This window comes from Cyanobacteria bacterium FACHB-DQ100, from assembly GCA_014695195.1.
Lineage (GTDB): Bacteria > Cyanobacteriota > Cyanobacteriia > Leptolyngbyales > Leptolyngbyaceae > Leptolyngbya.
Genome location: JACJNW010000028.1, coordinates 58,021 through 77,950 on the forward strand (window position 1 = coordinate 58,021; position 19,930 = coordinate 77,950).

The following is a 19,930-nucleotide window of genomic DNA, read 5'->3' on the forward strand; positions in this document are numbered from 1 at the left end:
CTATTTGTACAAGCTAAAGATCGCCAATTCTGGGGGATGTTGAATATTAGTCATTGGATTCGATTACGTCTTGAATTTCTAGCGGGAAAATCACTGTAAAGGTTGATCCTTCTTGGGGTTGGGAGGAAAGATAAATATTGCCTTTCAAGAGTTCCACGAGACGAGCCACGATCGCCAAGCCCAATCCGGTACTATCAGGCGATCGCATCGTACCAACGCGCTCAAACGGAGCAAACAGTCTGATCTGATCTTCTGGATCAATCCCAATTCCCGTATCCGTCACAGAGATCGCCCAGCGATCGTTGGCTAAAGTGCGACTGGTGATCGTGACGCTGCCAAATTCGGTATAGCGCACCGCATTACTAACTAGATTGACAATGACTTGCTGCAACCGATAAGGGTCAGTGATGACTTCGGCTGGAGCTTGATCCAGTTCAGTGATCAATTGCAAGCCACGATCGTTTGCCAAAGGTTGGATGACTTCTAGAACAGCTTGAATCAAAGCAGGCAGGTCGATCACTTCGGGGATCACCTGCATTTTTCCAGCTTCATAGCGCGAGAGATCGAGCGCATCATTGATCAGACGCAGCAATCGTCGTCCACCCCGTAATACTTTCTCGACATGTTCTAAGCTAGCGATAGAATCTCGTGCTTGTTCTTGTCGAGACTGCCGTAAGAACAAATCTGCATAGCCAATAATCGAAGTGAGCGGTGTTTTCAGTTCGTGAGCGAGAATAGAGAGATTATCTTCACTCGATCGTGCTAATCGCTTCAGCTCGGTAACGGTCATGCTGAGTTGGCTTCGCACTTGTTCCAATTCATCTAACCGTTCAGCAACATAGCTTTTGAAGCATTTTGAAATCGCAAGGTCGATCACCGTATCAATCACCATGACTGCACGAAAAATTTCTTCAGACGTGCCTGTGAGTAGCTCGGTGCGAAGACAGTCGAAAATCGTTTTGCGTAAGAGATGGTACTCTTGGGCGATTTCGCTGGGGTCAAAGCCTTGCGCCGCACGCAGGACACCATGAGAAATACTTGCTTTTGCAACTGTCTCATCATCATCGGCTGCTGTTTGCGACATTGTAATCGCCATTGCTATCAACACATCCTCGATGTGATCCTCGATCGCAGTTCGATTTATAGTCGCTGCACTGCGAATGTGGCGATCGTTTCCTACCGCATCTGCCCAGTTTTGCTTGATGCGATCGATGTTATCTTTCAGCAGTTGGCTAAAATCCTGCATAGCAACGGTTAGAAAGCTTTGAGAATTATCACCAAAAAGGCTATCGAAATTAATCTATCATGCGAGTGAAAGTTACTTCAAAGCAGGAATGTTTGGACGTAGGCACAGATAGGCAAGGGGGCCAAATAGCGGAACAAGCGCAATGACCCAAAAGAACTGAGATTGCTGCATTAATCCCCGTCGCGCCATATCATCACTCAGCAAGGTTGGATAGGGAAACAATAGCGTAAATAGTAAAACTGCCAGCGTCATGCCGTGAATAAATTTATCAGTTAGAAAGGATTGAATAAAAGCGCCCCAGTCGCCAAATAGAATCGCGAACAATAGCAATACCAGAGTACTGATGGTCAGAACGATACCTGTCGATCGCGCATCCAACACCGAGAGTAAGGGATCTTTTTCGCCTGAGAACTGTTCATTCGGTTCGCGCAGTGCAAGATAAGGAATCAACGCAAGCACACCTGATGCGATCGACCCTAGCACAAACGCCCAAGCTGGAATTCGCTGCGTTCTACCATCAGCAAAGATTAGACAGCTATAGATGAGTAGCCAGATTCCAACCATGCTGAATATCGACACGACCACCGGATTGAGTAGCGGAATCTGTCCTGATAACAACGTTTGAATGGGCTGTAGCAAGTTAGAGCGCAGAGGTGGAGCAAACCACAGCACATAGATAATAAATCCAAACCATATCATCCATAAGCCTAGTTTTCGTAGCATTCCCTGCTCCTTATCCATTTGCTTGTGAGCTTCTAAGTTACCTCGAATGACGGTGGGACAGGCATCTTGCTCGTTCTCAAAATTACTCAAGTCCGAGCGAGATGCCTGACCCGCAGGCGCTTTTATGCTAAGGATTCGCCCGCTTGCATCAATAATTCGCCCAACTGCTCGACTTTAACTGCGATGTCTCCAGTCGCATCGGCTGCGGCTTCCGAAGTATCTTCACCCAAATCCATCAGAATCTCTGAAATTGCAGCAACATCGCCATCTGCCAAGGCTGCTTTGAGAGCGCCGAGATCTTCTGATAGATCAGTGCCTTGAAGCTGCTGTTGCCAACTTTCGATCGCTGCAATCGCTTGCTCGATCGGAATCGAGGTCAGTCCGCCCTGAAGTGCCGAAATCGTGGTATCGACATCAATCGTTTTAATCGAGTCTGCCATAATTGATCATCCTAGGTTTTGTAAAAAATTTTCACAATTGCCTCACACCTGTCTCGATTCTTGCAATCTGTCCTTAGAATTCGTCTTCCTTATGAGGGAGATAGGCGATCGCCTGAATTCCTAGCAATTTCATCTAACTCAGTCTTTGGATTGATACATTTCGCACACAAATCTTTATACAGTGAAACGGTTACCTGCCCTGCGTTGATCTGTAATCATGCGACTTCCGACTTCTGCCCGATTGACGCTCAGCCATCTCGGACTCGCTGGTGTGCTGTTTCTAAGTGGCTGTAATCTGATTCCATCTAGCGACGCTCAGCAACAGCCCAATCGCCAGAATCAGCAAGGAGGAGCGGTTGCAGTGGATGCTGCGGTGGCGGAACTGAGTGCTTTAACAGAAGACCGCAGCTATACGGGAACGACTCGCCCCTTTCGTGAGGTTTCGCTACGATCGCAGGCCGAAGGCAGAATTACAGATATTACGGTGAATGTGGGGGATTCGGTGCGGGCAGGTCAGGTTGTGGCTCAGTTAGACGGCACGATCGCCAACTCATCTGTTGCTCAAGCCGAAGCCGAAGTTGCAGCGCGAGAATCGGAGGTTGCGAGCTTACAAGCAGAAGTTGAAGAAGCTCGAACTCAGGTCGAACGAGCACGATTAGAATTGCAGCAAGCGCGATCGGATTATCAGAGACAAGCGCAATTGTTTCGTCAGGGTGCAATTTCAGAGCAACAAACGGAAACGGCTAGAACCCGTGTCGGAACCGCAGAACAAGCATTACGATCGGCAGAAAAACAAGTCGGAAATCGGCAGCAAGCCGTTACCGCTTCAGCTAGGCGAATTACGGTACAGCAAGCGATCGTCAATCAAGAGCGTGAACGTCAGTCTTACAGTGTTCTCACCTCTCCGGTGAATGGCGCAGTGCTAGCGCGTCCAACGGAACCCGGAAACTTAGCTCAACCGGGAACTGAAGTGCTGCGACTGGGTGATTTTAATCAAGTGAAAGTAGAGGTGCAGGTTTCAGAGCGAGAGTTTGCGAATATTCGAGTGGGGCAGAGAGCGCAAGTTCGGTTAGACGCGCTACCGAATCAGACGATCACCGGAGAAGTCACGCGAATTTCACCTGCCGCAGAAACACGAGCGCGATTGATTCCAGTTGAAGTTACCATTCCAAATCCCAATGGCAGAATTGGCAGCGGATTGTTAGCGCGAGTCAGTTTCCAAACCGGAAACGCTCGGCAAGTAGTGGTTCCAGAGACAGCCACGCAAATCGGACAAAGACCGCAGCAATCATCTGATCAAAATCAAGAGCCACCCAAGTCCGCCACGATCTATGTGGTGACTCGATCGGGGGAGCAAGCCACAGTCAGCCCCCGACAAGTGCAGCTTGGCAAACGGGTAAACGGGCAAGTCGAAGTTTTATCAGGCTTGAATGCGGGTGAATCGTTTGTGGTTCGCAGCAGTGGCAAGTTAGAGGCGGGTGCGCCAGTTCGGTTGAGCATTTTATCGCAAGGATAGAAACATGACAGTGCAGAATCCTCCGTCGCGTGGCTTTAGTATTAGCTCAATCGCGATTCGGCGACACATTGCGACCCTGATGCTAACGCTCACTGTGGTCGTGCTTGGCGTTTATTTTCTATCGAGTCTACAAGTTGATTTGCTGCCTTCGATTACCTATCCCCGAATTGGGGTGCGGGTGCGATCGCCCGGAATCTCGCCGGATGTGGCAGTCGATGAGGTGACTCGTCCACTTGAAGAAGCGCTGTCTGCAACAGAAGGTGTCGTTCAGGTTTATTCACAAACTCGCGAAGGACAAGTCAGCGTAGATCTGTTCTTTCAACCGGGAGGAAATATTGACCAGGCGCTGAATGATGCGACGGCAGCGTTTAACCGAGCGCGGGGGAACTTGCCGGATACGATCGAGGAACCCACGCTCTTTAAAGTTGATCCGTCTCAGCTTCCGGTTTACGAGTTTGCGGTGACGGCTCCTTCCTCTAAGCTGGTTGATTTGCGCGTGTTTGCCGATGAAGAATTGGCACGGGAATTAGGAGTCGTTGAAGGAGTTGCCGCAGTTGATGTCTCTGGAGGCGTAGAGGAAGAAGTTCGGGTAATCGTAGATCTCGATCGATTGCAGGCACTTGGCGTAGGTTTGAATAGCGTTTTACAAGAGCTAGAAGAAACGAACCAGGATATTTCCGGGGGTCGAATTTTAGGCAAAAATTCTGAACCGCTGACGCGAACGATCGGACGATTCAAAAACGCGGCAGAGATTCAGAATCTGTCCTTCCAATCTGAAAATCAATCGACCACCACAGAATCGACAACACCAACTACAACATCTTCTGCAACACAACCAACAGCACCACCACCGTCCAATCGCGTCTATCTGCGTGATTTTGCCGAAGTTAACGATGGCACTCAGAAGCAGCGCGTATTCGTAAACTTGAATGGTCAGCCTGCGGTAAAAGTAAGTATTCAGAAACAACCCGATGCGAACACGATTCAAGTCGTTCAAGGTGTGAAGCGACGGATTGAAGAACTACGTCGATCAGGTGTGATTCCGCAAGAGATGCAGCTTCTTTCAACCTTAGACGAATCGACCTTTATTCAAGCATCGCTCAACAGCGTCACCGAAGCAGCGTTATCAGGAGCAGCACTCGCAGCGTTTTCGGTTTTATTATTTTTAGGCTCACTCAGACAGACTTTTATCATTTCACTAACGATTCCACTCTGTACATTAATTGCGATCGCGGTAATGAGACTCAGCGGTTTTTCGCTGAATATCTTTAGCATGGCAGGGTTAGCGATCAGTATCGGTCAAGCTGTGGATACTTCGGTTGTCATTCTGGAAAATATCGATAAAAAGGCTGACGGGCAGGGAGGCACAGCAGGGTTAGCGACGCAAGGAACTGGAGCAGCGATCGATTTAGTTGAAGAGAGTAGTCGTGAGGTCGAGTCCTCGCTCGTTGCGGCAACCGGCGCAAACTTAGTTTCAGTCTTGCCGTTTATCTTAGTTGGCGGCTTTATTTCCCTATTGTTTAACGAGTTGATCTTAACGATTTGCTTTGCGGTTGCGGCTTCGTTGCTGGTCGCAGTGACTGTCGTGCCGATGTTAGCATCGCGATTGTTAGCGATTCGCTGGTCGAGTCGGGTGAATCGCTTTTGGGTGTTTCGTCAGTTTGATCAGCGTTTAACAGGTGGAACCCGACGCTATGCAGGGTTGCTTGCTAAAGCGACCCGCAAACCGCTCCTTGTGATCGTGCTGGCATTTCTGCTTCTCGGCGGTAGCGGTTTGTGGATGGCGGGACGAATTCCACAAGAAATCTTGCCGCGAATTAGTACCGGACAAGCAAATCTATTCGCTCAATTTCCACCGGGAACGCCGATCGCAACCAGCCAAAAAGTTATGCAGGAAGTTGATAAAATTCTGCAAGCTCAACCGGAAACTGAATATGTGTTTACGACGGTGGGTGGCTTTCTGTTTGGCAACAATACGTCTGAGAACCCTCTCCGTGCTTCGAGCAACATCACCCTGAAGTCCGGTACAGATGTCGAGAAGTTTGTTGAAAAGATCAATGATGAATTTCGCAGGCTTAATTTAGTAGACATTCTTCTCCGGGTCAGTCCGGGACAGGTGCGGGGCTTGATTTTGAACAACTCCCCAGTTCGAGGTGCAGAAATTGATGTGATTTTGCAGGGACAGAATCTTGATCAATTAGAAGCAGCAGGGCGGCAAGTTTTAGGGGCATTATCTCAGTCAACACTCGCCCGATATCGCCCAGATGCGGATCAGCGTCAGCCAGAAATTCAGATTGAGCGCGATCGCGAACGTTCCGCAGAACTCGGACTCAACACACTAGCAGTCGGAGAAACCATTCAGACTGCGATCGAAGGTTCCATCCCAACTCAGATCCAGCGCGGGAATCGCCTGGTGGATGTTCGGGTCGAACTGAATGAAGCAGCGATTCAAAATGCGTCACAAGTTGAGCAGATTCCATTGTTTACTGACGACAATCAATTAGTTCGCCTCGGTGATGTGGCAACTATTCGCACCGGACGCGCACCGGGGCAAATCCAGCGCATCAATCAACGGCAAGTGTTCCAAATTGCTGGCACCTTGAATGAGGGTGCAAATTTGGGAGATGCTTTGGCGGAAGTCGATCGCATTCTTCAAAAGGTTCAACTTCCGGACGGAATTTCTCGCTTACCCAGTAGTGCGGCTGCAAGCAATCAACAGCTTCAAAGTGCTTTACCGGTGTTGGGTGGTTTAGCGGCGTTTCTCGTGTTTGTGGTAATGGCAGTGCAATACAACTCACTGATTGATCCACTGGTGATTATGTTCACGATTCCGCTTGCATTATCCGGTGGCATTATTGGGCTATTCGTAACCAATACTGCGATCGGTGCAACGGTGATTGTCGGTGCAGTCCTACTCGTGGGCATTGTGGTGAACAATGCGATCATCATGGTAGAAACTGCGAATGAAATTTACAACGATGAAGGACTCGATCGCCGATCGGCAATTCTTAGAGCCGCACCCGAACGGTTACGCCCAATTCTAATGACGACTGTCACCACTGTTTTAGGGATCTTCCCGTTGGCGCTGGGATTGGGAGAAGGTAGCGAATTTCTTCAGCCTTTGGGTGTTGTGGTGTTCTCTGGACTATCTTTATCGACATTGCTCACACTGTTCATCATTCCGTGCTTCTATGTGCTGCTGCATCGATGGACAGATGGCGGATTCCACTTCAAATCTCGACGGCAGCGATCGTTGCCCAGAGTTGAAGAGCCTATTTCGTCTATTTCCAAAGTCTCTCAGGATGGCGTGTCTTAGCTCACCGTTAAGATGTCCGATCGATGATGTGTCCCTATTCTACGGCTTGTCGTTCAGGACGATCGCCGGAGCTAGGGGCAAAACCAATCGGACAAAAGCGCCCCTCTAGCTGTACGTCATCACCTGAATCGCTGAGCCTTGCTTCGGCAGATTCGCTCTACTCAACGACAGTGAATTTCCACCTCTTCGCACAGGAGTTCCGCTCATTGCGCTCAAGAACGCATCCAGCCCGCCGATATCACACTCACCCTTCGCCGCCGCCGTTCGATAATACATCGGCACAATTATTTTGGGATTGAGCATTTGAATGGCTTGCTTTGCCTCTTGCGGATCGTAAGCCTTCGCACCGCCGCCAACTGGGATAAATAGTACATCTGGCGAACCGATCAAAATCTTCTGCTCTAATGTGATCGGTGCGGCAGTTCCGCCTAAATGCACCAAATTTAAGCCGCTCTGCGACCAGCGCCATGCAATATTGCGTCCGAAGCGTCTGCCGCCGACGCGATCGTGCTCCGTCGCTACCCCCTGAATCTTCAACCCACCGACGTTATACGCGCCTGCTTCAAACAACAGCTTCGGATTACCAGGGACAACATCGATCGCGCCTTCGTCTAAAATCTGGCTGCTAATCATCACCAAATCTGTAGCCACGTTCGGCAGACGATACCCGGCTGTACAGCCCTGAGCGCGAAATGGATTGACTAAAATTCGTTGTCCGCTTCCGGTGAACAGAAAGCACATATGACCGAGATAGCGCACTGACAGTCCGCCAGACTGCGCCCGTAGGGGCGTGGCGGTCAAACTTGCTGCCAATCCCGCGCCCGCAAATTGAATAAACTGCCTGCGTTTCATACTTCCTCACACCAGAATTTGCATTATTGATCGCCAATCGATCGCAAAAAGTTCCGCAGCAGTTGTTTTCCAGAAGTCGTGAGAACGCTTTCGGGGTGGAACTGTACGCCCTGAATGTGCGGATACTCACGATGCCGAACGCCCATGATCGTTTGATCCTCGACCCAGGCGGTAATCTCTAGCACTGCTGGGCAACTTGCTCGATCGATCACCAGACTATGATACCGAGTCGCGGTCATCGGATTGTCGAGTCCCTCAAATACGCCCACATTTGTATGCTTTACGGCTGAGATTTTTCCGTGCATCAATTCTGGAGCCGAAACAATATCACCGCCAAAAACCTGCCCGATGCTTTGATGTCCGAGACATACGCCTAAAATTGGGGTGGTTGTGCCTAACTGCCGAATCAACTCCATCGAAATTCCGGCATCTTCGGGTCGTCCAGGGCCAGGGGAAATAACGATCGCATCCGGTTTTAATTCTCGAACCTGGTCAAGCGTAATTTGATCGTTGCGGTACACCTGAATATCTGAGGCGATCGCGAATTCTGCACCCAATTCGCCCAAATATTGCACCAGATTGTAAGTAAAGCTGTCGTAGTTATCAATCACTAAAATCATGAGAAATGCCTTGAGGTGCGCTTTCTCAGTTTCTCAGAGAATCACTTGTAGCACCAGCCAAAGTTTGGGAAACAAAATGCAGCCCGCGACGAGAACGGCTGCGATCGCTGCCACAAGCACCGCCGCCGCCGCGCAATCCTTCGCGACTTTCGCTAATTCGTGATAGGTCTGCTTCACTGTAAGATCGACCACCGATTCGATCGCCGTATTGAGCAATTCCATCGCCAAGACGAGTCCGATCGTCAAGCCGATCACCGCAAGTTCGACGACCGTTGCTTTGAGTAGAAGTCCTAATCCGATCGCGATCGACCCAAGACAAACGTGAATTCTAAAATTTCGCTGCGTTCTGAGCGCATAGCTAATGCCCATCCAGGCATAGCGAAAACTGGTCAGCAGAGTTGGAGCCACCTGCCAAGCCAGATCCCGTTCTGGCTTGACGAGCGGGACAACTTTTGAACGCTTGGGGGACTGAGTGGGAAATTCTTGGGACATACGCAAACCAGGTGAACCACCAGTAGAGATACGATATCAGTACCCTGATGGCGCGACGATCACATCAGATTACACAACACAGTATTACAACTCTGTTAGCAAACGTAAAGCGTGAATTTGAAAAATAAACGTTCAAACGACAAACGTAAAGAGTTTCTCGATAACAGTCAACGCTTTGCTTCTAATCCCACTGCATTCAGTAGAATCTGTTGCTGATCCAACATTCGCAGCAAACTCGTCTCGTCGGGATGATCCCAGCCCAGCAGGTGAAGCAGTCCATGGGCAGCGAGCCAAGCGAGTTCCGTCTCCAAGGTGTGAGGCGAGGCTTGTCGATCGGCAGTTTCCACCGAAATGACAATATCTCCTAAATAGAGCGGTTCTGTGTCTAACTCATCGAACTGCGGATAGTCTACCTCCAATGACGCGAACGCCAATACATCCGTTGGCTGATCTTTGGATCGGTAATTCTGATTGAGCGACTGAATTTCACGATCGTCGGTCAATCGCAAGCTCAATTCATACTGCTCCTGTGGATGCAAAGGTTGTCCCTCTTGCGTCGGTTTGAGCAATTCCAGCCACTTGCGGAACCAAATTTCCCAGGTTTCTGCCTGAATGGGGAGTTCCTGATTAAAGCAATCCTGAACGCTAACTTCGATTTGCATTACCGCGTTAAGTACGAAAGAACAACTAGCGTACCGAGTAGCCCGATCGTGGTCAGCGCAAAGTGAAAGATCGATTTGCCGCGCTTGCGCACCATGTTTCGCATTGCCAATTTCACGTAGCTTGGCTTTGGTTCTTGGGGCGCTTCTGTGGTGGGAGTTTGGGGGGAATCGCTCATAATTTGAGGAAATTTAGGGTAATTCCACTTTAACAAGTGAAGCGCCTCGACTGAAGTTTGGTACTCTATTAGTCATTCTTGTGCGCTCTTTTTGCCCATGTCTCGTTTGACGACTACTCTAGAAGCAATTCTCTATCTCAAAGCGCAACCGTTGACGATCGCGCAGTTGTGCGAGTTGGCGGGGTGCGATCGTCGAACCACCGAAGAAGCGCTGATGGAACTGATGTCGGAGTATGCCCATCGTGACGGTGCGTTAGAAATTGCCGAAACCGAGTCGGGCTACAGTTTGCAGCTAAGAGAGACTTATCAGAATTTGATTAATGCGCTGATCCCCGCCGATCTGGGAGTGGGAGCGCTGAGAACCTTGGCAGTTGTGGCGCTGAAAGGGCCGCTTAGTCAAACGGAACTGGTGGAGATTCGTGGCTCTGGGGTGTATCAGCACATTCCAGAGTTAGTGGAAATGGGATTTGTGCGGAAGCGGAAGAATTCAGACGGTCGATCGTCGCTGGTACAGGTGACGGATAAGTTTCATCAGTATTTTCAAATCAATCAAAATATTGGGCAGTTGATTCAGAAGAAGCCAAAACCGGAAGAACTGCCAGAAGAGCCTGTTTTAGCGGAGTCTTAGTCGTTAAGCTTCAAAGCGCTTGGCGTGAGCGCGGTCTAGAGTGCGATCGCGGTTTCCTGCTTCAAACCAGATTTTTGAACGTCAACGGCGTTTTCGTATCCAGTTCAATATTTAGATCTGTAAATTTAGACACTTTCTCCTGGAATGCAATACTTCGAGTGTGAAGTATTTTTTGTGAGCAACAAACACAACGCAGAGACAGTGATTGTTCTAGCTTGGTTTCTCGCTCACGTTTCGGAATCGGCGATCGTCCCACTGCAAAGGTTTCAACCATTGATTCTGCTTGACCTTTGAGCGATCGCATTCACTTGCAACATTCATTACACCCTTGATTAGGAGAAAGAAACAATGCCTAGAATTCGCGTGGTCTTACAAGATGTAACCTGCTACGACACCGAAGATGTAACGGGTGCAGACGAGTTTTATCTCACCGGAGCTGTTTCTGATGGAGGTAATTCTGCTGGAGTTCTCACTCGTCCGATTTCGGTCAACGATAAACAAACTAAAGCATTCGGAATCGGCGGTGGAACAATCTTTGATGCGGATGTGCCCGAAAACCGAATTCTGAAAGTTGCCCTAATCGCCTTTGACGAGGATTCTAATAAAGACTGGTCGAAGCATGGTGAAGTCGTCACTAAGATTGGTCAAGCAGTTTCCTCTGGTTTAGCAACAATCCCCAATCCCTACACAGCGGCGGCGGGTACAATCTTGCCCTTTGCTATCAGCGCGATCGGCGGAATCATGTCGCTCGACCAGGATGATGAACTCGGTCAACACTTGCGCGAGTTTCCGGTATGGGCTATCCCGAATGGCGAATCTCTGCAAATTTGGGGCTTCAAAGGTGGCGGCGGTTGGTATTCAAGCTGGAGGTATGCGGTTCGCTATCGCGTAATTCGCGGCTAAGTCATTGCAATACACACCAAATTCAAACGATTAAGAAAACGTGAGGTCGACAAAATTTCTTGCTTCGTTTTAATCGGCTTCTTGCCCCCTAAATCCCCCAGAATGGGGGACTTAGAAAACAGCAATTCTCCAAATTGAAGCGGTTTCTTAACCTTCAAAGTCCCCCACTGGTGGGGGATTTAGGGGGCAACCCAACTCTCCAATCGAAGCGAATACGGTCTGTCGAACTGACGTTAAAAAAGGCGGTGCAGCCTGAGGAGCTGCACCGCCAAACTCTAGCCTAAATGCACTAATTTGCGGTTTGAGATGCGACAGCTTGCTTGTTCTCTGTGATCTGCAACGACGCATACAGGCGATTAAGCGCATTCACGTATGCTTGTGCCGACGCGACGATGATATCGGTGTTGGCAGAGTGCCCGGAGAAAATCCGATCGCCATACTTCAACCGAATCGTGACTTCGCCGATCGCGTCAATTCCGGCTGTCACTGACTGCACCGAGAATTCGATCAGTTGGTTTGGGACGTTGACGACGCGGTTAATCGCTTTGTAAACGGCATCAACTGGGCCTGTTCCGGTTGCGGCATCAGTCAACTCTTGACCGTCAGGATTGATCAAGCGAACGGTTGCAGTCGGGCAAGTGGTGTTCCCACAAGAGACTTGAACCAGTTCCAAGCGGAAGAGGTCGGGGACTTGTTGAACTTCGTCGTTGACGATCGACTCTAGATCGCGATCAGTGACTTCTTTTTTCTTATCGGCAAGTTCTTTGAACCGGACAAAGGCTTTGTTGATTTCCTGGTCGGTTAGCTCAAATCCGAGTTCGTTCAGACGAGAGCGGAAAGCGTTACGACCAGAGTGTTTACCCAAAACTAAAAGCGTATCGGTTAGACCGATCGTTTTCGCGTCCATGATTTCGTAGGTTTGCCGATTCTTTAGCATTCCATCTTGGTGAATGCCAGATTCGTGGGCGAAAGCGTTGGCACCGACGATCGCTTTATTCGGCTGCACCAACATCCCTGTCAGGTTGGACACCATGCGCGAGGTTTTGTAGATCTCTTGGGTGTTGATGTGGGTAAGCGGCGCTTCGGATTCTGCCGGACGACCGAGGTAAGGGTTAAAGTACGATCGCCGCACATGCAGCGCCATCACCAGTTCTTCAAGTGAAGCATTTCCAGCCCGTTCTCCGATGCCGTTGATCGTGCATTCAAGCTGACGCGCTCCGTTTTTCACAGCTTCGAGGAAGCAAGCGACGGCTAATCCTAAATCATTGTGACCGTGAACGGAAATGATAGCCTGATCGACGTTGGGAACGTTTTGTTTAATGCCGCGAATCATGTCACCGAATTCGCTCGGTGTCATGTAGCCGACCGTATCGGGAATGTTGATCGTTTTAGCACCAGCGGCGATCGCGGCTTCTAGCACTTGATACAGATATTCGGGATCAGACCGAGCCGCATCCATCGGCGAAAATTCTACATCATCGACGAAGGATTTCGCATAGGCGACCATTTCTTGCGCGATCGTCAATACTTCCGCGCGGGATTTCTTCAGTTGATACTCCAGGTGAATATCAGAAGTGGAGATAAAGGTGTGAATTCTGGGTTTTGCCGCAGGTTTGAGCGCTTCAGCCGCCGCTTTGATGTCTGCGGGAATTGCACGGGCTAAGCTACAGATCGTAGGCCCGTCTGGAGTGCCAACCGCTTGAGCGATTTTCTGTACCGCTTCAAAATCTCCAGGGCTGGCAAAAGCAAACCCCGCTTCGATAATGTCTACACCGAGTCGAGCAAGCTGACGCGCGATCGTAAGTTTTTCATCCACATGCAGGGTTGCGCCAGGGCACTGTTCGCCATCGCGCAGAGTGGTATCGAAAATCAGAATGCGATCGGAATGAGATGCGTTCATAGCTCGACTAGGTGTAGTGTATGTGTCGTAAAGAAACAATCAATTCAATTGCGCTTTCCAAACCGTTGGAACACAGCGACAAAAGAATTTCTGTCGTGATTGTAACCCTTATTGTAGTACGCTGCCTTGTCGAGTCAGAGAAGCTTGACTAATAATCGGCTTTTTCAATATAGGAGCGAATATCGTTGAGATCGATATAGCGATCGGTGACATTCCGTAATTCCCGCGCAATCATCCCCTCGGTTGAGACGACTGTAATATGCGTGTTTTTCGAGCGCAATTGCTCGATCGCTCGCTCAAAATCACCGTCGCCGCTAAACAGAATCACGCGATCGTACTGCTCCACGGTATTAAACATATCGACCACAATTTCAATATCAAGATTCGCTTTTTGCGAATATCGACCCGAAGAATCGTCGTAATATTCCTTGAGAATTTTAGTCCGCACCGTGTAGCCTAAACTGATCAAAGCATCTCGAAAGCCGCGCTGGTCTTGGGGATCTTTCAATCCGGTATACCAGTAGGCGTTAATCAATTCAACGTTTTTTTCTGCTGTGAAGTGTTCTAATACGCGCTTGGGATCAAAAAACCAGCCATTCTTTTGCTGTGCATAGAACATATTGTTTCCGTCTACAAAAATAGAAAGACGGTTCATCGAGTAATGCATAGAAGCTAAAGACCTAGAATTTGTAGAAGCAAAAATGAGAATAATTAATTTTAACAACGGAAAACTGAGAGCGGACTGAAAAATCGCAGGATCTCTTTCAGCCCTTTCATCACCTGCCATCGATCCGCTAGCAGGAACTAACTCTTTTCCGTTTAGAAATACAAGCTAGCCGTTCTTAGTCCGCTCTGCCATCGTGATGCCCCCACACAAATCCGCTCTGTTTTAAGGTGAGATAGAACCAGAGCGCAGGTGTTGACCGACGCGATCGAGCGCAATTATCGCTAAACTGTAGGGGTTTTCCTAACATTTTGAACCAGCTTTATATCGTAGTAAGAAATAGTGCTTAACATTAGTTAATTAGAGCAGTTAGAACAGTTCCTCAGCTATTAGGCGGATTTTTTAGAGAATTTATAGTTGTACTGACTCTTTTTTATAGCCGACCTGCGTGACTTGTAAGATTGCGGGATTAGAGGATTGCGATAAAACGATCGTAATGACAAAATCGTCCTGAATCGTGCTGAAGGCGCTTGATTAATCAAACACGCCCGGATCTCTCAGTCATGTCAAAAAAAGTAACTCCTTCTCTTCTTCGAGCCTTATCGCTGACACTACGTTCTGGACTATTTCGGCAAACGACTGTTAAACAACCTGAGAATCCGACCACTGAGACGATGCCGATCGAGGCGTATGACGAGTACAAACGCGATCGCGCCATTGCGGTGACGGAAACTGCTGGCAACAAGCGCGACCCTCAATTTGGGCAATGGGGGCAATGGGGGCACGGGCTAATGCTGGGCTGTGCGATCGTCGCGGGATTAATCACCGCAACTCAGCCGAAATTTGCCCAGTCTTGGGAGCGTCAGACCCAAAGCGCGATGTTTAAAGTTCGGGGAGCGGTGGCCACTCCGGATAATATTGTGATTTTGGCGATCGACGATGAGACACTGCTGCAATTGTCGGGATCGAGTCGGTTGTTGCGTCGGAGTGCGTATGCACGGGCGATCGATCGCGTGATGAAGGCAGGAGCGAAAACAGTCGGTGTCAATTTACTGCTGGATTTACCGAGTTTTAGTCAGACTGAAACTTCTACCGATTGCAGCGATCCCAAGCAGCAAATTGCCGAGGACGATCGCGCTTTACAGCAAGTTTTACAGCGCTACGATGGGCGGGTTACGTTATCGGTAAACAGCGATCGGCTTGATAACCGTCAGGGTGAGCAAATGCGGCTGGCGTTGCCGTTCTGCCCGTTCCGAACGCCGAACGCTTCCTACGGATTTATTGAATATCGTACAGAGCCAAACGAGAAGATTCATCGGTTGGGCAGTGAAGCGGTCAAGTATGAGCGATCGTCGCCTGAGATAGCAGCTTTGTTTGATGAGGAAAGGATTATTTCATTTGCAGACGCGACCTTGCGATCGGCAAAGCTTCAACCTGCGCCCCCAAAGGGCAACACGATCTTTTTTTACGGGGGAGATGGAACCTTTAGTAGAACAACAATTCCGTTTTGGACTGTGTTGTCTGAGGAGAATTGGAACAGCGATTTTCTTAGACGAGGCGAGATCTTTAAAGACAAGATTGTTTTAATCGGTTCGACGGCTTCTAATGTTAGTGGTGAGGAAAATACGCCTGTGGGCAGGATGCCCGCCGTTGAAATTCACGCCAACGCGATCGCCACGCTGCTCGAAAATAAATCGATTCGCGATGCGTTGCCGAATTCAGTCATTGCAGGAGCGGCGATCGCCGGATTGGTTCTGATTGCTGGATTGATTCAAACCCAAGCCAAACACCCTACAGCAAGATTGGGGTGGGCAGGTGCGATCGCGTTCTTTTGGGCAGGGGTGGGATATGCGGCGTTTACGCAGGGATTGATGATTCTACCGATCGCGGTTCCAGTCGGAGCTATTCTGTTGACGGGTGTTTCATACTTGGGAACAGGACTCGCGCATGACTATCGCAACAAGCGCCAACTTCGCAAGCGGCTAAAGCAGTTTGCAAGAACACCGATGGTGCAGGAGATTATTCGCGATCATGATGAGTATAAAGGCTTGCTCCAAGAACACGAGCAGGAAATTATCGGTAAAAAACTGAGTGGACGCTACAGAATTACGCGAATCATTGGTTCAGGCGGTTTTGGTCAAACTTATCTAGCCGAGGATACCCAGCGCCCCGGGAATCCGGCTTGTGTTGTGAAACATCTGCGACCGACAAGCAACAATCCGAGGCATTTACCCTTAGCCCGTCGCTTGTTCAAATCCGAAGCTGACAGCCTAGAACGTTTAGGAAAGCATGATCAGATTCCTCAACTGCTGGCAAATTTTGAAGAGGACGGAGAGTTTTATCTGATTCAAGAGTTTATTGAGGGAACGCTCTTGAGCGAGGATCTGACGATCGGACGACATTTACCGGAAGCGCGGCTCGTCGCACTGCTGCGAGATCTGATCGAGATCCTCAAGTTTGTGCATGATCACAAGGTGATTCACCGCGACATCAAGCCAAGCAATCTGATTGTGCGATCGAGCGATCAGCAATTAGTTTTAATTGATTTCGGTGCGGTGAAAGAACTGCATCATCAACTCACCGAAAGCGCGATCGCCACTGCGACGATCGGCATTGGAACGCAGGGTTATATGCCGCCGGAACAATGTGCAGGAAATCCACGCTTTAATAGCGATCTCTATGCAGTGGGAATGATTGGAATTCAAGCGCTGACAGGATTACCGCCGAGCCACCTCAAAGAAGATCCAGAGACCGGTGAGATTATTTGGCGCGATCGGGCGATCGTCAGCGGTTCGCTGGCTGCCATTCTCACTAAGTTAGTCCATCGTGATTTTCGGCACCGCTATCAATCGGCAGAAGCGGTGCTTGAAGATTTGAGTCAGTTAACCAATCTAACAACCTTGTCGCTGCCGCCGGAATTTTTTGCCGCCATAGAGATTGAGGTTGAGGATGATATCACAACAACGCGCCCTTGGCCTCAGACCTTTGGAGAAGAGGAACTACCGCCAACAGAGCCACCCCCAGAGCATAAGTAGAAGGATCGGACTTCAGCCTTCTAGAGCGAGAAGTTAATCACATTTTGAGTCGTCTGCTCCAGAAACCCTTGATCCGTCTGAACCTGATACGTCTGGATCGACGATCGTACCGGAGCAAGAATCTCGCCACCCGCATTCTGAACACCCTGAGGAACGAACACCAACTGAGGTAAGGAATCAGTACCACCGCCCCCGATTCTTCGCGGCAATTGTGCAGTCAAAGCGTAGCCAATTTCCAGCGATCGCGGTAAGCCATGCGCGGCAGTTTGAGCGATCGTCACGCCAGCTCCCTGAGTAAAAGACGAAGTATATTGCGGCGGTCTTTGAATCACAAGCAATTGAGGCGGCGCTTGATAAGGAGCAATCACCTGAGTTGCAGTAGAGTTGCCAACCTGCGAGGATGTGAGAGACGACTGAGGAATTGCAAAACTGGGTAAACTGCTGACGGCAATTAAAGTTGAAGCGAGAACGGTCGATCGAACCCAATCAAAACCAAAGTGTAGAGAGTGCATGATAGAGCTTCCAATGTTGAAAGGACGGTTGCAGAGCAAAACCGAACAATTTTCCTCACTCCACAAGCAAGCTTTAGCCGAATTATAGATTTAGGATTCTGGTATCAAATCAACCAACGGTTTTATTTAACGTATGAAAGCATTCGTCACAGGCAGTACAGGCTTTGTCGGAGCAAACCTCGTTCGGCTGATGCTCGAAGAAGGGTTTGAAGTGCGATCGCTGGTACGCCCTAATAGCCGATTGGACAATCTTAAAGGCTTAGAAGTTGAGATTGTGCAGGGTGATCTCCTGGATGAGAATCTGAGCGAATTGATGCGGGGCTGTCAGGTGCTGTTTCATGTTGCCGCGCACTACTCCTTGTGGCAACGCGATCGAGCGAGCCTTTACCAAAGCAATGTTCTCGGAACGCGGAATGTGTTAGCGGCAGCGAGAACAGCAGGCATTGAGCGATCGGTCTATACCAGTTCAGTGGCAGCGATCGGTGTTGATCCCAGCGGCCAGCCGACAACCGAACAATATCAATCTCCGGTGGAAAAGCTAATTGGTCACTACAAACAATCCAAATACTGGGCAGAACAAGAAGCGATCAAAGCAGTACAGTCCGGTCAAGATGTGGTGATTGTTAATCCCAGTACGCCGATCGGTGCGTATGACATCAAGCCTACGCCAACCGGGGATATTGTGCTGCGGTTTTTACAGCGTCGAATGCCTTCTTATGTTGAAACAGGCTTGAACCTTGTGCATGTGCGCGATGTCGCTTGGGGACATTTGCTCGCACTCCAAAAAGGCAAAACAGGCGATCGTTATATTTTAGGCAATCAGAATCTCAGCCTGAAGCAAATGTTAGAGGAACTCAGTCAAATCACAGGGTTAAGCGCTCCAGCGCGATCAGTGCCCCTATGGTTGCCGCTGACCGTTGCGTGGATTGATGAAGCGGTGTTGACAAAATTTGGCAAAGCGCCATCCATCCCGATCGACGGCGTGAGAATGTCCAAGCAACCGATGTATTACAACCCAGAAAAAGCCATCCGGGAATTGGGACTGCCCCAAACGCCAATTCGCGCCGCTTTAAAAGATGCCGTACACTGGTTTCAATACATCCATCAGGACACAGTGAGGAGATAGCGATGGGAGTTCCCCTACAGCAAGTCGTCGGAGTGGGTTCTTATTTAGTCAAGCAGCGCCTAATGGGTCGCAAGCGCTTTCCATTGGTGTTAATGCTTGAACCGCTTTTTCGCTGCAATCTCGCGTGTACGGGCTGCGGTAAAATCCAGCATCCCGTCGAAGTGCTGAAGCAAAATTTAACTCCTGAACAATGTTTTGCAGCCGCTGAAGAGTGTGGTGCTCCAGTGGTGTCGATTCCAGGCGGTGAACCATTGCTGCACCCGCAGATTGCAGAAATTGTTCAGGGATTGGTCGATCGCAAGAAATTTATCTATCTCTGCACCAATGGACTGTTGCTAGAGAAAAGCCTCGATAAGTTCAAGCCTTCGCCTTATTTCACGTTTATGGTGCATTTAGACGGAATGCGCGAGTTGCATGATCAGTGTGTCGATCGTAAAGGGGTGTTCGATACTGCTGTGAAAGCCATTAAAGCAGCAAAGGCGAGAGGTTTCCAAGTTAACACCAACACGACGATTTTCGACGGTGCTAATCCCAAAGAAATGCACGAATTCTTCGATTTTCTGACTGAGCTTGGTGTGGATGGAATGCAACTTTCTCCGGGATATTCTTACGAATGGGCACCGGATCAGGATCATTTCCTCAAGCGCGAACAAACGAAAGCATTGTTCCGCCAGATTCTGGCACCGCTGAAGTTGGGTAAGAAGTGGAACTTTAGCCATAATCCATTGTTTCTTGATTTTCTCATTGGTGAGAAAGACTATGAGTGTACGCCTTGGGGCAGTCCGAGCTATAGCGTTTTGGGCTGGCAAAAGCCTTGTTATTTGTTGAACGAAGGACATTACAAGACTTTCCAAGAGCTACTGGATCACACCGATTGGAGCCAATACGGGCGTAAGAGTGGAAATCCAAAGTGTGCGGATTGCATGGTGCATTGTGGATATGAGCCGACTGCGGCGATGGATGCGATGCAGCCTCAAAATATTGGACGGGCAGTGACTTCGGTGTTGGGCGGATAGTGAACTTCGTTCTACGATAATCAGCTTTGAAGACGCGATTAGAAGCTTCGCTGCACCTACGGTGTTCGCGTCTTTAAAGCTGATCTGCTCGTGATTGAAACAT

At 49.2% G+C, this 19,930-nt stretch carries 18 protein-coding genes; 7 read left to right on the plus strand and 11 right to left on the minus strand.

The features are described from left to right. Positions 1 to 46: 46 nt before the first annotated feature. From H6F51_11525 to H6F51_11535, 3 genes are all read right to left on the minus strand, one after another. Positions 47 to 1,246, minus strand: a complete 1,200-nt coding sequence (locus H6F51_11525; protein MBD1823106.1) for a sensor histidine kinase — start codon at positions 1,244 to 1,246, stop codon at positions 47 to 49. A gap of 72 nt (positions 1,247 to 1,318) precedes the next feature. Then, positions 1,319 to 1,969 carry a hypothetical protein gene (locus H6F51_11530; GenBank protein ID MBD1823107.1) on the minus strand — a complete coding sequence of 217 codons (651 nt, stop codon included), beginning with the start codon at positions 1,967 to 1,969 and terminating at the stop codon, positions 1,319 to 1,321. 122 nt (positions 1,970 to 2,091) lie between these two features. Next, entirely contained in the window at positions 2,092 to 2,409 is a 318-nt protein-coding gene (locus H6F51_11535; protein MBD1823108.1) for a hypothetical protein, read from the minus strand. A gap of 217 nt (positions 2,410 to 2,626) precedes the next feature. Between H6F51_11535 and H6F51_11540 the strand changes: the two genes are divergently transcribed. Continuing rightward, the gene (locus H6F51_11540; GenBank protein MBD1823109.1) at positions 2,627 to 3,925 is read left to right on the plus strand and encodes an efflux RND transporter periplasmic adaptor subunit; all 1,299 of its coding nucleotides are present in this window, start codon (positions 2,627 to 2,629) and stop codon (positions 3,923 to 3,925) included. A 4-nt stretch (positions 3,926 to 3,929) separates the two neighbouring features. Next, positions 3,930 to 7,241, plus strand: a complete 3,312-nt coding sequence (locus H6F51_11545; protein ID MBD1823110.1) for an efflux RND transporter permease subunit — start codon at positions 3,930 to 3,932, stop codon at positions 7,239 to 7,241. Positions 7,242 to 7,346: 105 nt separating this feature from the next. On the opposite strand, the gene H6F51_11550 is transcribed toward H6F51_11545, so the two are convergent. The 5 genes from H6F51_11550 to H6F51_11570 form a co-directional block, all read right to left on the minus strand. Beyond that, a complete protein-coding gene (locus H6F51_11550) occupies positions 7,347 to 8,093 on the minus strand; it encodes an MBL fold metallo-hydrolase (protein MBD1823111.1) in 747 nt (248 codons plus the stop codon). 23 nt (positions 8,094 to 8,116) lie between these two features. Beyond that, complete coding sequence (locus tag H6F51_11555) at positions 8,117 to 8,713, minus strand: aminodeoxychorismate/anthranilate synthase component II (GenBank protein MBD1823112.1); 597 nt, start codon at positions 8,711 to 8,713, stop codon at positions 8,117 to 8,119. Between the two features lie 33 nt (positions 8,714 to 8,746). Continuing rightward, positions 8,747 to 9,205: a diacylglycerol kinase family protein gene (locus tag H6F51_11560; protein ID MBD1823113.1), complete on the minus strand. Its 459-nt coding sequence runs from the start codon at positions 9,203 to 9,205 to the stop codon at positions 8,747 to 8,749. Between the two features lie 167 nt (positions 9,206 to 9,372). Next, the gene (gene ybeY / locus H6F51_11565) at positions 9,373 to 9,867 is read right to left on the minus strand and encodes an rRNA maturation RNase YbeY (protein MBD1823114.1); all 495 of its coding nucleotides are present in this window, start codon (positions 9,865 to 9,867) and stop codon (positions 9,373 to 9,375) included. Further along, positions 9,867 to 10,043, minus strand: a complete 177-nt coding sequence (locus H6F51_11570) for a DUF3285 domain-containing protein (GenBank protein MBD1823115.1) — start codon at positions 10,041 to 10,043, stop codon at positions 9,867 to 9,869. Before H6F51_11570 ends, ybeY begins: the two co-directional genes overlap by 1 nt. A gap of 97 nt (positions 10,044 to 10,140) precedes the next feature. Between H6F51_11570 and scpB the strand changes: the two genes are divergently transcribed. After that, positions 10,141 to 10,671: an SMC-Scp complex subunit ScpB gene (scpB, locus tag H6F51_11575; protein ID MBD1823116.1), complete on the plus strand. Its 531-nt coding sequence runs from the start codon at positions 10,141 to 10,143 to the stop codon at positions 10,669 to 10,671. 348 nt (positions 10,672 to 11,019) lie between these two features. Then, positions 11,020 to 11,574, plus strand: a complete 555-nt coding sequence (locus tag H6F51_11580; protein MBD1823117.1) for a hypothetical protein — start codon at positions 11,020 to 11,022, stop codon at positions 11,572 to 11,574. 289 nt (positions 11,575 to 11,863) lie between these two features. On the opposite strand, the gene H6F51_11585 is transcribed toward H6F51_11580, so the two are convergent. After that, complete coding sequence (locus H6F51_11585; GenBank protein MBD1823118.1) at positions 11,864 to 13,474, minus strand: 2-isopropylmalate synthase; 1,611 nt, start codon at positions 13,472 to 13,474, stop codon at positions 11,864 to 11,866. Positions 13,475 to 13,622: 148 nt separating this feature from the next. Beyond that, entirely contained in the window at positions 13,623 to 14,141 is a 519-nt protein-coding gene (locus tag H6F51_11590; GenBank protein ID MBD1823119.1) for an NYN domain-containing protein, read from the minus strand. A 560-nt stretch (positions 14,142 to 14,701) separates the two neighbouring features. Here H6F51_11590 and H6F51_11595 point away from each other — a divergent pair. Continuing rightward, positions 14,702 to 17,173, plus strand: coding sequence for a CHASE2 domain-containing protein (locus tag H6F51_11595; protein ID MBD1823120.1), 2,472 nt, complete (start codon positions 14,702 to 14,704; stop codon positions 17,171 to 17,173). Between the two features lie 20 nt (positions 17,174 to 17,193). On the opposite strand, the gene H6F51_11600 is transcribed toward H6F51_11595, so the two are convergent. Then, the gene (locus H6F51_11600; GenBank protein MBD1823121.1) at positions 17,194 to 17,685 is read right to left on the minus strand and encodes a hypothetical protein; all 492 of its coding nucleotides are present in this window, start codon (positions 17,683 to 17,685) and stop codon (positions 17,194 to 17,196) included. Positions 17,686 to 17,818: 133 nt separating this feature from the next. Between H6F51_11600 and H6F51_11605 the strand changes: the two genes are divergently transcribed. Then, positions 17,819 to 18,811 (plus strand): NAD-dependent epimerase/dehydratase family protein, encoded by a 993-nt coding sequence (locus tag H6F51_11605; GenBank protein ID MBD1823122.1) that lies wholly within the window; start codon positions 17,819 to 17,821, stop codon positions 18,809 to 18,811. A gap of 2 nt (positions 18,812 to 18,813) precedes the next feature. Then, a complete protein-coding gene (gene hpnH / locus H6F51_11610) occupies positions 18,814 to 19,827 on the plus strand; it encodes an adenosyl-hopene transferase HpnH (protein ID MBD1823123.1) in 1,014 nt (337 codons plus the stop codon). The last annotated feature ends 103 nt before the right edge of the window (positions 19,828 to 19,930 follow it).